Origin of the sequence: Paenibacillus sp. J53TS2 (genome assembly GCF_018403305.1) — a bacterium.
GTDB classification, from domain to species: domain Bacteria; phylum Bacillota; class Bacilli; order Paenibacillales; family Paenibacillaceae; genus Fontibacillus; species Fontibacillus rhizolycopersici.
Map to the genome: position 1 here is coordinate 935,322 of NZ_BOSK01000001.1, position 13,988 is coordinate 949,309.

15 protein-coding genes and 1 riboswitch are annotated in these 13,988 nt (G+C 55.9%); of the genes, 7 read left to right on the forward strand and 8 right to left on the reverse strand.

What is annotated here, in order from left to right; translation table 11 throughout:
* Positions 1–73: 73 nt before the first annotated feature.
* The 5 genes from KJS42_RS04465 to KJS42_RS04485 all read right to left on the reverse strand — a co-directional run bounded on the left by KJS42_RS04465 (position 74) and on the right by KJS42_RS04485 (position 4,209).
* Positions 74–1,165: a metal ABC transporter substrate-binding protein gene (locus KJS42_RS04465; RefSeq protein ID WP_213622048.1), complete on the reverse strand. Its 1,092-nt coding sequence runs from the start codon at positions 1,163–1,165 to the stop codon at positions 74–76.
* Positions 1,166–1,180: 15 nt separating this feature from the next.
* The gene (locus KJS42_RS04470; protein WP_213622049.1) at positions 1,181–2,083 is read right to left on the reverse strand and encodes a metal ABC transporter permease; all 903 of its coding nucleotides are present in this window, start codon (positions 2,081–2,083) and stop codon (positions 1,181–1,183) included.
* Positions 2,029–2,736 (reverse strand): metal ABC transporter ATP-binding protein, encoded by a 708-nt coding sequence (locus KJS42_RS04475; RefSeq protein ID WP_213622050.1) that lies wholly within the window; start codon positions 2,734–2,736, stop codon positions 2,029–2,031. Before KJS42_RS04475 ends, KJS42_RS04470 begins: the two co-directional genes overlap by 55 nt.
* 77 nt (positions 2,737–2,813) lie before the next feature.
* The gene (rpmG, locus tag KJS42_RS04480; protein WP_059046469.1) at positions 2,814–2,963 is read right to left on the reverse strand and encodes a 50S ribosomal protein L33; all 150 of its coding nucleotides are present in this window, start codon (positions 2,961–2,963) and stop codon (positions 2,814–2,816) included.
* Positions 2,964–2,988: 25 nt separating this feature from the next.
* On the reverse strand, positions 2,989–4,209 hold the full coding sequence (locus KJS42_RS04485) for a GTP-binding protein (RefSeq protein ID WP_213622051.1): 1,221 nt from the start codon (positions 4,207–4,209) through the stop codon (positions 2,989–2,991).
* 228 nt (positions 4,210–4,437) lie between these two features.
* Between KJS42_RS04485 and KJS42_RS04490 the strand changes: the two genes are divergently transcribed.
* Positions 4,438–5,445 carry a permease gene (locus KJS42_RS04490; RefSeq protein ID WP_155607582.1) on the forward strand — a complete coding sequence of 336 codons (1,008 nt, stop codon included), beginning with the start codon at positions 4,438–4,440 and terminating at the stop codon, positions 5,443–5,445.
* A 57-nt stretch (positions 5,446–5,502) separates the two neighbouring features.
* Positions 5,503–6,393, forward strand: a complete 891-nt coding sequence (locus tag KJS42_RS04495) for a TIGR03943 family putative permease subunit (RefSeq protein WP_213622052.1) — start codon at positions 5,503–5,505, stop codon at positions 6,391–6,393.
* A gap of 36 nt (positions 6,394–6,429) precedes the next feature.
* Here KJS42_RS04495 and KJS42_RS04500 read toward each other — a convergent pair whose 3' ends face one another.
* Entirely contained in the window at positions 6,430–6,837 is a 408-nt protein-coding gene (locus KJS42_RS04500) for a NusG domain II-containing protein (protein ID WP_213622053.1), read from the reverse strand.
* A 109-nt stretch (positions 6,838–6,946) separates the two neighbouring features.
* Here KJS42_RS04500 and KJS42_RS04505 point away from each other — a divergent pair, with 109 nt between their 5' ends.
* Both KJS42_RS04505 and KJS42_RS04510 read left to right on the forward strand, forming a co-directional pair.
* Entirely contained in the window at positions 6,947–7,999 is a 1,053-nt protein-coding gene (locus KJS42_RS04505) for a CobW family GTP-binding protein (RefSeq protein ID WP_213622054.1), read from the forward strand.
* A 98-nt stretch (positions 8,000–8,097) separates the two neighbouring features.
* On the forward strand, positions 8,098–8,592 hold the full coding sequence (locus KJS42_RS04510) for a flavodoxin domain-containing protein (protein ID WP_167521265.1): 495 nt from the start codon (positions 8,098–8,100) through the stop codon (positions 8,590–8,592).
* Positions 8,593–8,675: 83 nt separating this feature from the next.
* On the opposite strand, the gene KJS42_RS04515 is transcribed toward KJS42_RS04510, so the two are convergent.
* The gene (locus tag KJS42_RS04515; RefSeq protein WP_155607587.1) at positions 8,676–9,707 is read right to left on the reverse strand and encodes an ABC transporter substrate-binding protein; all 1,032 of its coding nucleotides are present in this window, start codon (positions 9,705–9,707) and stop codon (positions 8,676–8,678) included.
* A gap of 158 nt (positions 9,708–9,865) precedes the next feature.
* Positions 9,866–11,380, reverse strand: coding sequence for a copper amine oxidase N-terminal domain-containing protein (locus tag KJS42_RS04520; RefSeq protein WP_213622055.1), 1,515 nt, complete (start codon positions 11,378–11,380; stop codon positions 9,866–9,868).
* Positions 11,381–11,597: 217 nt separating this feature from the next.
* Positions 11,598–11,641: riboswitch (PreQ1 riboswitch) on the forward strand.
* A gap of 197 nt (positions 11,642–11,838) precedes the next feature.
* Between KJS42_RS04520 and queC the strand changes: the two genes are divergently transcribed.
* From queC to queE, 3 genes are read left to right on the forward strand one after another with little or no spacing between them, the layout of a single operon-like run.
* Positions 11,839–12,507 (forward strand): 7-cyano-7-deazaguanine synthase QueC, encoded by a 669-nt coding sequence (gene queC, locus KJS42_RS04525; RefSeq protein WP_213622056.1) that lies wholly within the window; start codon positions 11,839–11,841, stop codon positions 12,505–12,507.
* Positions 12,504–12,998, forward strand: coding sequence for a 6-carboxytetrahydropterin synthase QueD (gene queD / locus KJS42_RS04530; protein WP_213622057.1), 495 nt, complete (start codon positions 12,504–12,506; stop codon positions 12,996–12,998). The genes queC and queD overlap by 4 nt, the downstream gene beginning before the upstream one ends.
* The gene (gene queE / locus KJS42_RS04535; RefSeq protein WP_213622058.1) at positions 12,991–13,800 is read left to right on the forward strand and encodes a 7-carboxy-7-deazaguanine synthase QueE; all 810 of its coding nucleotides are present in this window, start codon (positions 12,991–12,993) and stop codon (positions 13,798–13,800) included. Before queD ends, queE begins: the two co-directional genes overlap by 8 nt.
* Positions 13,801–13,988: the final 188 nt, after the last annotated feature.

Genomic DNA, 13,988 nt, shown 5'->3' on the forward strand with positions numbered 1-13,988 from the left:
TAAAGCAGCCCTCGCCGCAATTCGGCTGGGGCTGCTTTGTGATTTCATAGCGAATCTCGGGCGTATTGTTACTTTACTCGTTTAACGCCGCCTTCAAGGCATCGAGATTCTGGCGCATCAGCGACAGATAGTCTTCCCCAGCCGTCTCGTCTTCGGCCGTTAGCCCTTCGATCGGGTTAAGCACGGCCGTCTTCGCCCCGATTTCCCGGGCAATCGTTTCGGCTACTTTGGAAGAGACCAGCGTCTCGAAGAAAATCGTCTTCACTTGATGCTCCTTGGCGAACTTCACGATCTCCGTCATCTGCTCTGCCGACGGCTCCTGATCAGGGGCCAAGCCGGCAATCGGCACCTGGGTCAGCCCATACTCCCGGGCCAAGTAACCAAATGCGGCATGCTGCGTGATAAAGTCCTTACGTTTGGCGTTCGCCAATCCCTCGACAAACTCCTGATTCAGCTGTTCGAGCTGGTCGGCGTAAGCGTCCGCGTTTTGCTTGTAGTCGGCAGCATGCTCGGGGTCCGCCTGAGCCAAGGCAGCCTCGATGCGACGGACCTCCTGGACCGCTAACGCCGGAGACAACCAAACATGAGGATCCAGCCCGCCGTGGTCGTGGTCGTGGTCATGGTCGTGATTGTGAGCTGCTTCCCCTGAGTCGGCCTCGGACTCCGCGGCATGCTCATCTCCGTCGGCCTGTTCCTCTTCCTGCCCGTGCTCCTCCTCTTCTCCACCTTCCATCAAGGTGATCCCCTCGCTGGCTTCTACGATTTCCGGCTTGCCGCTGGCGGACGATGCCTCTACCTGTTCCAGCCAACTTTCCATCCCGGCCCCGTTCACGATCAGCAGATCGGATTCAGCCAGCTTCCGGATATCCTGGGGGCTAGGCTCCCAGTCATGAGGTTCCATGCCACCGGGAACCAGCAGTTCGACCGTCGCAAAATCGCCGGCGACTTGTTTCGTAAATTCGTAGATCGGGTAAAAGCTCGTTTGGATCCGTAATGGATGTTCCCCGTTTACCGTTCCTCCGCTGCCTGCCGCATACCCTGCGGCATTCGTTGAATTAGCCGCATTTCCACCGGCCTGTTGTCCGCCCCCGCCGCAACCGGCGATCGTCAGCACCAAGCTCAGGCCGACCGCGGCGGCGGCCCGTTTCGCAATTCGCAAATTCATCCTCATCTCTCTCCCTTATTCCATCGTTAATCTCTCGCCGTCCTTGGACGGCAACGTCATATTTTCCTCTGTGTCCCGCGCAGTCCGCTTCGCGCTACGGCCGCTCCTTCGGACGACCCGGCCTCGGACCTTCTGCCCCGCGATGCCGATCAATAGAATCAGCAGCAAAATCAACGCGATCGTCCCGCCGGGCGGCATATCCAGGTAATATGAAGCGGTTAACCCGCTGAAAATCCCCGTCAGGCCTGCGGCGACCGAAATGGCAATCGCTGCGGCAAACCCGCGGGCCAGCCGCAGCGCAAGCGATGCCGGCAGGACGATCAGCGAGGACACCAGCAGCACGCCGACGACCGGGATCGCCGCCGCCACTGCCATCCCGGTAAACACCGCGAAGGAGAACGACAGCCACTTCACCGAAACCCCGCCGATTCGGGCGGTTTCTTCGTCAAAGGTCAGGCTGTACAGCGGTCTCCGCAGCACGGCGAAATACGCGGCACCAACCAAGGCAACGCCGGCCATCAACGCCAGCTGGGTGTCGCTCACCGCTACGATTGAGCCGAACAAGTACGCGCTGAAACTTTGGCTCAGGCTGCTACGCAAGCTCATCAGCACGACGGCGAGCGCCAAGCCCGAGGTCATGACGATTGCGACCGGCATCTCGCTGTATGCCCGGTAGCTCTGGCGCAACTGCTCGATCAGCAGTCCGCCAAGGATGGCGGCGGCGAAGCCCGCGACGGCCGGGTTCCACCCCAGCACGGCTCCCAGGGCCACGCCGGCCAGCGAGACGTGGGACAACGTATCGGCCAGCAGCGCCTGGCGCCGCAGCATCAGGTAGACGCCGATCACCGGAGCGATGCTTCCGATCAAAGCGCCTGCCCAAAACGCACGCTGCATGAATGCGTAGTCAAACATTGCCATTCCTCACTTTCCTGTTGCTCCAGGGAAATCAGGCGGTCCAGATACGCCTCCGCCTCCTCCGGGCCGTGAGTTACCATGATGACCGTCAGGCCATGCTGGTCCGCCATATGCCGCAGCAGCCGATAAAATCCTTGCCGACTTTGCCGGTCCATGCCCGTCGTCGGTTCGTCCAGAACCAGCACCCGGGGTTGCCCGGCCAAGGCCCGGGCGATGCAGATGCGCTGTTTTTGTCCGCCCGACAGTTCCCCAATTCTTCGGTGGCGGTGCTCCCACATCCCCACCTGCTTCAAGCTGCGTTCGACGAGCTGCCGCTCCTCCGCGCCAAACCGCCGAAACAGGCCGAGCCGGGGATAACACCCCGACTTCACCAGCTCCAGTACCCGGCTTGGAAACCCGCTGTTAAACGCGGCAACTTGCTGCGGGACGTAACCCACGTTCAGCCGTCCGTCGATCAGCGCTTCTTCGTTGATTCGCACGCTCCCGCTCCACGGTTTCAGTAGACCGAGCAGCAGCTTAAGCAGCGTCGTTTTAGCCGCGCCGTTCGGCCCGGTAATACCAATAAACTCGCCAACCCCGATTTCGAGAGACACTCCGTCGATCACCGGCTTTGTACTATAACCAAACATGACGTTTTCCATCGTTGATAAAATCATGGTACCTCTCTTCTTTAAAGCGTAATTATTACGATTAACAAAGACGACAAATCGCCCCTCAACGGTTCGAGGCTTTATTAACGCGTCTCCCGATGAATCGTATATTTGCGCAGCCGCGGTGAATACTTCCGCAGCTCCAGCCGCTCGGGGTGCGTCTTCTTATTCTTTGTCGTCGTATAGTTGCGATCTCCGCACTCCGTGCAGGCCAGCGTAACCACTACTCGCATGTCTTCCCCTCCTTGTCTTTGGCATTTATCCGGCGTCGGCCGATTCTTCCGCCGAAATCCACGGCAGCGGATTCGGGAAGGCCGCCCAGTCCAACTGCATTTCTTCGTCGCTTAACAGGCAAGCGTCGAGCTCCCGTTCGATCCCGGAGCGGTCCATTTCGATCCCGATAAACACCAGTTCGTTGATCCGGTCGCCCCAAGCCTCGTCCCACCTGCGCCGCAATTCGGGCTCTTCGGCAAAGAGCTCCTCCCGATGCCAATCGGGCAGCGAGGCCAGCCAATAACCAGCCGGACCAAATTGGATCGACGGCCCTGCCTGACTTAAATTCGCCGCCATGTCCGCATCCGTCGCGATCCAAGCCAAACCTTTGGCCCGCACCACTTCCTCCGGCCATTCGCTCATAAATCGCGCCAACCGCTCCGGGTGGAACGGCCGTCTCCGCCGGTACACGAACGAACCGATGCCGTATTCCTCCGTCTCCGGCGTATGGCTTTCCTGCTGCAGCTCCTGGATCCAACCGGCCGACTGGCTGGCTTGTTCGAAATCGAACAACCCCGTATTCAGGATTTCCTGCGGTTCCACGCGACCCATGGTTGAGCGAATCAGCTTGGCGGTAGGCTGCAGCTTGCGCAAAACTCCTTCCAGCTCGATCAGCTCTTTCTCGTCAACCAGGTCGCATTTGTTCAGAATCAGGATGTCGCACGTCTCGATTTGGTCGATCAACAGATCGACGACGTCGCGGGTATCCCCCTCCCCCGCTTGCTGCCCGCGTTCCAGGAGTGTATCGCCGGAGGAAAAGTCATGCCAGAACCGGTAAGCGTCCACCACCGTCACCAGGCAGTCCAACTTGGCGATCTTCGTCAAATCGATTCCCGACTCCTCATCCGCATAAGTAAACGTTTGGGCGATCGGCACCGGTTCGCTGATGCCCGTCGACTCAATCAATATGTAATCGAATCGCCCCTCTGCCGCCAGCATCTGAACCTCTTTCAGCAAATCATCGCGAAGCGTGCAGCAGATACAGCCGTTCGACAACTCCACCAGCCTCTCCTCCGTGCGTGAGAGGCTTCCGCCGGCGCTGATCAACTCCGCGTCGATGTTTATCTCGCTCATGTCATTCACGATCACCGCTACCTTCAGGCCCTGGCGATTGCTCAGGACATGGTTGAGCAACGTCGTTTTGCCCGAACCCAAATATCCGCATAGCACCGTAACCGGAACTTTGCGCGTTGGTTGTTCATTCAATTGGTTTCATCCCCTTTCTTGATCAAGGCCGAACATCTCATCCGTCACATCTTTAGCTTAATCGTAAACATTACGATTAATAATCCATACTATATCTTCCTTCGTTGGGCTTTGTCAACTGTAAATGCGTCTATCCGGACTAATCTATTAGCCCGGTTCTGAATTACCATGGAAAATAATAGATATGATACTGCGTTGGTTACCTAAAATGCCCATAAGGAGTTTGCCATGCATAAACATGCTCTCACCCGGATGCTGCCGATTCTTGTGCCGGCCGCTTTCGCGCTCGCCTGCCTGACGGTCATGTACCCGTCCTTGATTCGGCAGGTCCCGCTCGACGAGCTGCAAACGTTCAAAATCAACTTTCTCGGCATCTTCCTGGAGGCGCTGCCTTTCGTGCTGGTCGGAGCGTTGCTCTCCTCTCTTCTGCATCTGTTCGTCTCCGAGAACACGCTGCGCCGCTTCATGCCGAAGCATCCCGTTCCGGGCATCCTGTTCGCCTGCCTGCTCGGGTTGATCTTCCCGGTATGCGAATGCGGGATGATTCCCCTTATCCGCCGGATGATTCAGAAAGGAATGCCCGTTTACATCGCTGTCGTCTTTATTTTGTCCGGGCCGATCCTGAATCCGGTCGTGTTCGGAGCGACCTACATGGCCTTCCGCCTGTACCCCGAGATGGTGTACGCCCGGATGGGACTGGCCTTCGCCGTCGCTGCCGCCATCGGGGCGATCGTCTACCTGACCTGGAAGGACAATCCCTTAAAGCATGCCCTGTCCGCCGGTGCGGACGCGGGAAGCGAACCCCATTCCCCCGCGCATGGGGGCGGCAAGCTGGCCGCCGTGTTCGTGCATGCCGCAGACGAAGTGTTCGAGATGGGCAAATATTTGCTGATCGGCTGCATTCTGACCGCAGGCATCCAATCGTTCGTCGCCCATGAACAGCTCGCGGATATCGGCGGCGGCCCGGTCAGCAGCTACCTCTTCATGATGGGTTTCGCGTTCCTGCTGTCGCTTTGCTCGACGTCCGACGCGTTCGTGGCTTCCGCCTTTTTGCCGACCTTCTCCGGCGGTTCGCTGCTTGCTTTTCTTGTATTCGGGCCGATGCTTGATTTCAAAAACCTGCTGATGCTGCTCTCCGTGTTCCGCACGAAATTCGTCCTGTACATCTCTTTCCTGATCTTTACCCTCGTGTTCACGGGGGCGGCGTTAACCGGCACGCTTTGGCTGAATCCGTAGCCTTGATAACACACACCCATCTCGATCGATCGCGCTTGAAAGGAGGTTGTTTGCCGCATGAACCATCCTCGACTCATTCGCCGGCATTATTTGGCCAGATCGCTGATCCTGCTTGGATTGGCTCTGTTTATCGCCCATCTGGCCCGGTCGGGAGCCCTGCATTATTACATCGGCCCCCGCATGGAGCCGTTGATTCGATTCTGCCCGATTCCGCTCGCCGTCATGGCGGTATGTCTGGCCTACCAGGCGCTGTTCCAGCCGTCTTCCGCCCTCTGCGACTGCGAGCGCCCGCTTTCCGTATCCAGATGGAAGAACGGAACGGTATACGGCTTATTTCTGCTCCCGCTGCTACTCGGGACCTTGCTTCCCGATCAGGCCCTCGGCAGCTCAGCGGCAGCCAAAAAAGGGATGAGCCTAACCTCTCCCCTGCTCGCCTCTGAACGGTTAGAAGAACTCTTCCGGGCGCCAGACCCCTATAACGTTGAATTCGCCGAATTGGCCAAGCGGCTTTACCCGCAGGCTGTCGTCGAGGTGAAACCGGAAATCTTCTCCGAAACGATCGGGGCGATCGAATTGTTTGCGGAAGAATTCCGCGGCAAAAAAGTCAAGCTGAGCGGATTCGTTTACCAGGAACCGGGACGCCAGGACGGGCAAGGCAACGAGGGGGAACTGATCCTTGGGCGGTTTCTCGTCCTGTGCTGTACCGCGGATTCGGCCCCGTTTGGCCTCATAGTGACCTCTGATCAACCGCTCGAAGGATTAGCTAAAGATACTTGGCTTGAAGTAGAAGGAGTCATCGAACCGCAAATTCGCCAGGGTAAAGCGATCATTACCGTTAAGGCGGAGCGTATTTGGGAAATTCCAAGGCCCCAAACGCCCTACGTCTACCCAAGCGAGGATTCGGTGAAAGCGTGGGAGAACCTGTCGGAGGCGGAACCGGCAAAATAACCGGCGGATAACGAGGCCTGGAGGAGAGGACAAAGTTTAGCGGACATAAGCATCTACGCCGTTTTCTTCCGGGCTTGGAGTACCGCTGCGAACCACCTCCACGTACACGCGGTTCGGCACGCAGATGATCGTTTCCCCGGGCCGGGAGATGAAGCCCATCTGCATGGAGATTTTTTTCGGACAATCGGCATAGACCATTTGGATTCCCCCGTCAAAAACTTTTAAGGTATTGTGGCCGTATTCGCTGTGGATCTCGATCGTCTCCTCCCCACCGCCAAGGGGCTCGCTGCGGAACGTTTCGCCGTCTACTTTGATTTCGGCGCGAAGCGTGGCCGGATCAACCGTCTCTCGGCTCTCCAACGCCTGGCGCAGGAGGAGCCACGCCGAACCCAACAATACCAGAAACACGATCAGCAGAACGTCGCCCCGCTTCATTTTAAGCATATTCATCCATCCTGTCCTATGCATTAAACGTAATGTTTACGAATAAGTATATCTTAAAAACTAGTCTTTTCTTTGTCAATGACCCATTCCGAAAGGAGAAATTTGCCCGATGAATATGGCGATGAAAATACCGGTAGTCGTCCTCAGCGGATTTCTAGGCAGCGGTAAAACGACCCTGCTGATCAAGCTGCTGGAGGAGGCGGCCGCACGTGGGCTTAAGCCTGGTGTTCTAATGAACGAGTTGGGCAAAAGTGATATTGACGGTGAGCTGGTCTCCCGCTCGACTTCTACCCGATTTCCGTTGGAGAAGATGCTGGACGGCTGCATCTGTTGTACCAAAAAAGACGAAATCCAAGCGGCCCTGACCGGTCTGCTTCAACAGGACCCCGACCTGCTGCTACTGGAGCTCACCGGGGTGGCGAACCCTGAGGAAATCGTCGAACAGTTGGCCGAGCCCGGTCTTCTGTCCAAGCTGTACCTTCACCGTGTCATCACCCTCGTCGATGCTGAACATGCCTTGGAGTATAACAGTCTCTTCGCTTCGGACAAACAACTCGTTCGTACGCTGCGCAGCCAGCTGTCCGCCGCCGATGATCTGATCATTAACAAAACCGATCTCATCCCGCCGGTTCACAGCGGCAAAGTCACCGAAATGGTCCGCAAATATAATGCCGAGGGCCAGGTTCATTACGCCGTCAACGCCAATATCCCACTCGCCTCCCTCTTCTCGACGATCCGACCGGTATCGCGCCGCTTACCGCAGGTTACCGCTGCCGCAGGGAGTTCCTCGCGGGGAAGCCGTTCCCCGTTTCAGATCGTCCAGCCGCACCAGCACCTAACGGCTACTCCCACTTCAGCGTCCGGTGGGGAGGCTCCCACCTCCTACAGCCGCATCAACACCATCAGTTTGCCGATCCGCGAACCGTTGCAAATCCCCGCATCCAAGCTGGAGCGTTTCATCAAGAAGTGGAGCCCCGGCCTGCTTCGGGCCAAAGGTTACGTGCGTTTCTCCCAACCGAAGAAATCAGCCTACCTGATGCAATACTCCGGCAAGCGGTTCAACTGGGAAGCGATGGATTATGACGGACCGCTGTATCTCGTGCTGATCGGTTATCGTCTTCCCGAGCCATTGATCGCCGAGGAATGGGCAATGCTCCGTTGATTGTTGCAGCCTCTATATGACCGATGTCGCATCATCACCTAAACATTTCCAGATACAATAGAGAGGATATCGAAATCGGTCGAATGGGAGGGTACGTGATGAGCACACTCATCGTTTATGCAGGAAAATACGGCACAACGGAAAAGTGCGTCAAAACCTTGGCAACCAAGATCAACGACCCCGTGGAAATCCTTAATTTACGGCAGGAAGCCGTCCCCGATCTGACAGAGTTCGACAGCGTCATCGTTGGAGGATCGATTTACTTTGGTCAACTTCAGCAGGCCTGCCGGCAATTTTGCCGCGATCATTCCACCGAACTCATGCGAAAGAAGTTAGGCTTGTTTATCTGCTGCGGAACCTTTGAGAAAACCGAAGACTTCCTAGACGCCTCCTTTCCGGCGGACCTGCTGGAGCACGCTACGGTCAAAGCCGGATTCGGCGGCGAACTCAGCCTCAAACAAATGAGTCTGTTCGACCGGTTCGTGGCAAGAATGGTCTCGCGTGCAGCACGAAAGGAAGGGCGGGCGCTTCCAGCGATCCGCTGGGATGAAGTCGAGCAATTCTCAGCGGCGATCAATCGGCAGGTAGTGTAAGACTATAACGCCGATGCAAGATGCCAAAAGGCCGTTCCTCCACGTCATGGTTTGACGCGGGGAACGGCCTCTTTATTAACCTGTTATTTTTGATTTTGGCTGACGACGAGATTCACGAGAATATCAAGCTGTTTCTCCAGATTCAGTCCGTCCACCATCCAGAACTCTTTATAGTTCAGCAGATACACGTGGTTTTTTTGAACCGCAGGGATATTTTTCCACACCGGTCCATTCATCACTTCTTCAGCACGTTCCTTCCCGCCATCCGGCTCATACACCGTCAGGAACATGTGATCCGCGGCATATTCCGGAACAACCTCCAAGGAAATGTCCGCGCCCGTGGTCGAGAATACTTCTTTCTCGATCTTCTCCTGTGGCTTTAGACCAAACATTTCATACAGGTTATACCCGGCATCCCGGGTTTTCGGCCATACCCAGAAATTTTTAGCCCAGATCGAATAGGTTCCGACGGTTTCGTTCGGACCGATGACCTCGCTAAGCTTGGCTTTAGCGTCTTCGGCTTTTTGCTTGTACCGGGTTATGAATTCCTCCGCTTGCTGTTCGCGACCCAGCATCTCGCCGACCGTCTTCACTTCCTCCAGCGGATCGATGCCTTCCCAGCCCGCTGTCGCGAGCGTTACGACCGGAGCGATTTTTTTTAATTGCTCCACGATATCGGCCGGCGTGTAAGTCGGCACAATAATCAGGTCAGGTTGAAGCTCCAGCACCTTCTCGACCGAGATATCTCCGACGTTTTCTACGCCCTCCAGCTCCTTGCTCAACAGCACCGAATTTTCCAATGCGAGCGAGCCGGCACCGATCGGCTTCACGCCCAGAGCAAGCAGGTCACCCAGGTGCGTAACCGACACGATCCGCTCTGGATTCGTTGGAATTTCCACCTCTTGCCCGGTGAAGTCCTTGTAGATTTTCGTAGCAGCTTGTCCTTCAGCGGTATCGTTCGCTCCGTTGCCGGATTGCGTATTGCCCGTTGCGTCGTTGTTCGACGCGGTCGCATCATTTGCCGAGTTACCGCCATTTTGACCGCAGGCCGCGAGGACGACCGTCAGCAGCAAGACCGCCGCCAAAGTGAGAAAACGGTGTTTGTAAACCTTCATTTGTAGTGTTCCCCCAATTTCCATTGATAATGATTATCATTATACATAGACTGGGTCAAATAATCAAATATTTCGCCAAAAAATAAAGGATCTTCCCAAGCCATCACCCAAATGGCTTGGAAAGATCCCGTATATGTTGCGGCTGCCAGCTTACTTGCTTACTCTCTTACGATCGTAATCCAACCGTCCGCATCGAAGCTCACCGTTGCTCCAAGCGCTTCCGTCAGGAAACGCAACGGTACATAGGTTGAGCCGTCCTTGTGCACAAAAGCGGGCTGGCTGAGCTGAACAACCTTGCCGTCCACCGTCGCTTGTTTCGAGCCGACCTTCAGGACGATCTCCTTGCCTGTAAGGTCATCGATCACGACCAGTTGGCCGGAGCCCGGTGTCCATTTCACTTCAGCGTCAAATTGCTCAGACAAATAGCGTAGCGGCACGAAGGACGTACCGTTCTTCGTGATGACTCCGTAGTAATCGCTTTGAGTATCCAGTACAACCTGTTTATGACTCAGTTGGAAATCTTCTTTGAGCAATTTGTACAGCGGCGCGACATCCTTAAAGTTACGTAATAATTGCCCCGGGGTTGGTTCTGTTTCAATCACGTCGATGACACCCTCACGCGTATCCACTTGATCCGCAGTTACCGTCCCGCCGATGTTCCACATTTCACTGTCGCTGCGCACCTTGATCGCAGAGATCGGAAGATCCTCGGAAGCCGGAAGCGCTACGTTCAATTCCATCGTTTGCTTGCGGATGTTCAGCTTGCCGTCGAAATAAAGATCCAGCTTCAGCACCGTATCTTTCCCGAACACGGTCGCAAGCTCCGGCGTATCGGCGAACAAACCGGCTACCTCTTCGTCATAAGAGGCAAGCAGCTCTTCAATCCCTTGCTGAAGCTCCTTGTACAATTCGTCCACGGCTTGCTTCTTCGTTTCCTCCGCCAGCTCCGGCGTGAGTTCCGCATCCTCCGGAAGGTCTTCCAGCGTACCAAGGAACGGCGTCAGCAAATCGTAGTAACCCGCGATCAAATCCTTAAGTCCTTGCTCATCCTTCACCGCACTGGCAAGAAACGGCTTAATCAACCCGAATAACTCATCGCCGCGCACTTCCGCATGAAGGTTGGTCAAGCTCAGCGTTTCCCCGTTCACCTGCGAGGAGGTTTGCTTCACAGTCAGGACCGAAGGATTGGGGAAATGCTTCAGAACGAATTCCGCCAGTTTGACGGAAAGCTCCTGCGCTCCGGCTTCCATAGAGCTCATATCCGCTAAGCCGGGAATGGTGGCCGTCTGCTGGGATATGTATAACGGCTGCTTCGCGCCTTCAACCTGCAGCGCAATGCCCTTATCGTCCATGGCGAAGAGGAATGGAATCTTCTCCCCCTTCAATCCGACAGAGCCTTTCATCGAAAGTTGTTTGGTATCCTGCACCTTCGCGCTGTCGATATTCAGGGAGAATGAATTAATGAGATCAATTGCTTTTTGATCTTCTGCAGTCAGCTTTGCCGATGCAGCCGGAATAACCTCGACGGTAACCGTCTGCTTCGACTCGCTACTCGTTGTCTTCACGCTGCTTGCCAGCGCTTTGGCCACGTCAAACCCGCCGACCGCCTGGCATCCTGTTAGCGCTACCAGTAGCAGCGCCAGTGGAATGGCCAGCCATTTAATTTTTCGCATGCTATACCCTCCTTTAGTTAATCTCTTCCATTATCGGTTAGTTCCGCTGGTTTGTGAACCAATAATTCCTTCATTTCGTTAAAAAATCGTTGATGTGACCGCCTGTCTTCTCTTCCTTTACGAACAAAATATGCTATAATGGGCTTTGTGCCTGGGGCCTTAATCCCAAGCGCTTATGAATTGAAGAAGAAGTCCATGCTCTCCCCCATTGGGGCGCATGGGAGAGGTTCGAGAACTCCCTCTATAAAAAACTATAAGTGCCCAGCCTAGATTTGGCGGGTTCTTTCGTGCCTGCATACTCGTTTGCTTATTCGCACCGAGGCGCAGCGCTAAGGAACGCCCTGTCGGTCGAACGGGCTTGTTTTTTTGTGACCAGTTCAAGAACTCTCTTTCTTCTGCCAATGAGCCGGAAAGCCACGCTTTCCCGCTTCACTATTCAAGAAGACGGAGGGTTTTTTATGCTTAAAAATGAAAAAGCGGTTGTAGTGTTCAGCGGTGGTCAAGACAGCACCACCTGCCTGTTCTGGGCCATTCAGCAGTTCGGCGAGGTTGAAGCCGTGACCTTTGACTATGGCCAACGCCATAAGTTGGAAATCGACTGCGCGAGATCCATTACCACCGAGCTGGGGATCAAGCACACCGTGCTGGACATGAGCTTGCTCGGCCAATTAACTCAAAATGCTTTGACTCGAAGCGACATCGCAATCGAGCACCAGGAAGGCGAGTTGCCCAGCACGTTTGTGGACGGCCGCAATCATCTCTTCCTTAGCTTTGCCGCCGTGCTGGCTAAGGGCGTAGGCGCCAAGCATATCGTCACCGGTGTCTGCGAGACAGACTTCAGCGGATATCCCGATTGCCGCGACGTGTTCGTCAAATCGCTGAACGTGACGCTGAACCTGGCTATGGATTACGAGTTTGTGATTCATACCCCTCTCATGTGGATTGATAAGGCGGAGACCTGGAAACTGGCCGATGAGCTTGGAGCCTTCGAGTTCGTCCGCGAACGGACGTTGACCTGCTATAACGGCGTCATCGGCGACGGTTGCGGCGAATGCCCGGCCTGTAAGCTGAGAAAGGCCGGACTGGATAAATACTTGCTGGAGCGCCAGGAGGCGGATATGAAATGAACCGAACACCGGGAGAATTCCGCATCGTCGAAGCGCTTCAGAAGCTGGGCCAGGACATCGGCCGGGACCAGCTGCGTTACCACCGCCGCCGGGTGCTGGTCAGCAAGGAGTTCACTTTTGATGCGGCACACCATTTACATGCTTATGACGGTAAATGCAAAAACTTGCACGGCCACACTTACAAAGTGGTGTTCGGTATCAGCGGTCGGCCGGACGAAATCGGCATGACCGTTGATTTTGGCACGATCAAGGGGATCTGGAAGAACGAAATCGAAGGGTACCTGGACCACCGTTACATTAATGAAACACTGCCGCCGATGAATACGACCGCCGAGAATATGGTGGTATGGCTGTTCGAGAAGATGGAGGAGGCGTTGCAATCCGAAGCCTACCGGAATCCGGTGCTTGAAGGCCGGACGGAGTTCGTCCGCCTCTACGAGACGCCGACCAGCTACGCCGAAGCAAGACGGGAGTGGATGCGGGATGAGTAAAGAGAATTCTGCTTCTGCACAGCTCGTTGCACCGGAGTTATCCGTGTTTGATCAAGAAACTAAGGATACCCGCCAGCTGCCGATCCCCGTCCTGGAAATCTTCGGCCCCACCGTTCAAGGCGAAGGCATGGTCATCGGGCAAAAGACGATGTTCGTCCGCACCGCCGGCTGTGACTACCGTTGCGTTTGGTGCGACTCGGCCTTTACCTGGGACGGCAGCGCGAAGGACATGATCCGCCGCCTGACCCCGGCCGAGATTCTCGGCGAGCTGCGCGAAATTGGCGGCAACCGATTCGCCCACGTCACCTTGTCCGGCGGCAACCCTGCCCTTCTGCCGCAGCTCGCCGGCCTGGTCGAGCTGCTCCACGCCGAAGGCATTGCCGTCGCGGTCGAAACCCAAGGCTCGCGCTGGCAGGACTGGCTGGCTGCGGTCGACCAGGTGACGTTGTCGCCGAAGCCGCCTAGCTCGGGCATGGATACCGACTGGGGCGTGTTGGACGACATCGTCACCAAGCTGTCGGCCCGGCCTCACCCGCTCGCCGTCAGCCTGAAGGTCGTCGTGTTTGATGACGACGACCTGGATTATGCGAAGCAAGTGCACAGCCGATATCCCGCTGTGCCGATGTATGTGCAGGTCGGCAACCCGGACGTGAAGCGGATGGACATCCAGGAACATGCGTCCGACCTGCTGCACCGCTATGAGGCGCTGATCGACAAGGTGGTCGCCACGCCGGACCTGAACGACGTTCGGGTTTTGCCGCAGCTGCACGCCCTCGTCTGGGGCAACAAACGCGGCGTGTAGCGGTAGTTCAAAAATCAGCCTTGGATCACGAAGCGGTTCGAGGAAGTAGGGACGGCATCGAATCTTGAATTCAGCCGAGACCTCCGTTGCTCACGTAGCCTCCTGCTACACTGTGCTACTCCGTCTCTAGCTTCATCCAACCTTCTCGGTGCTCCAAACCCGATTTTTGAACCTTTATTGAGGCGGTA

Bases quoted from the DNA above. Each gene is read 5' to 3' on its own strand.
- KJS42_RS04465 (WP_213622048.1), bottom strand. From the start codon at position 1,165: ATGAATTTGCGAATTGCGAAACGGGCCGCCGCCGCGGTCGGCCTGAGC.
- KJS42_RS04510 (WP_167521265.1), top strand. From the start codon at position 8,098: ATGAGCACACTCATCGTTTATGCAGGAAAATACGGCACAACGGAAAAG.
- rpmG (WP_059046469.1), bottom strand. From the start codon at position 2,963: ATGCGAGTAGTGGTTACGCTGGCCTGCACGGAGTGCGGAGATCGCAAC.
- queE (WP_213622058.1), top strand. From the start codon at position 12,991: ATGAGTAAAGAGAATTCTGCTTCTGCACAGCTCGTTGCACCGGAGTTA.
- KJS42_RS04520 (WP_213622055.1), bottom strand. From the start codon at position 11,380: ATGCGAAAAATTAAATGGCTGGCCATTCCACTGGCGCTGCTACTGGTA.
- KJS42_RS04490 (WP_155607582.1), top strand. From the start codon at position 4,438: ATGCATAAACATGCTCTCACCCGGATGCTGCCGATTCTTGTGCCGGCC.
- KJS42_RS04515 (WP_155607587.1), bottom strand. From the start codon at position 9,707: ATGAAGGTTTACAAACACCGTTTTCTCACTTTGGCGGCGGTCTTGCTG.
- queC (WP_213622056.1), top strand. From the start codon at position 11,839: ATGCTTAAAAATGAAAAAGCGGTTGTAGTGTTCAGCGGTGGTCAAGAC.
- queD (WP_213622057.1), top strand. From the start codon at position 12,504: ATGAACCGAACACCGGGAGAATTCCGCATCGTCGAAGCGCTTCAGAAG.
- KJS42_RS04470 (WP_213622049.1), bottom strand. From the start codon at position 2,083: ATGGCAATGTTTGACTACGCATTCATGCAGCGTGCGTTTTGGGCAGGC.
- KJS42_RS04495 (WP_213622052.1), top strand. From the start codon at position 5,503: ATGAACCATCCTCGACTCATTCGCCGGCATTATTTGGCCAGATCGCTG.
- KJS42_RS04505 (WP_213622054.1), top strand. From the start codon at position 6,947: ATGAATATGGCGATGAAAATACCGGTAGTCGTCCTCAGCGGATTTCTA.
- KJS42_RS04500 (WP_213622053.1), bottom strand. From the start codon at position 6,837: ATGCTTAAAATGAAGCGGGGCGACGTTCTGCTGATCGTGTTTCTGGTA.
- KJS42_RS04475 (WP_213622050.1), bottom strand. From the start codon at position 2,736: ATGATTTTATCAACGATGGAAAACGTCATGTTTGGTTATAGTACAAAG.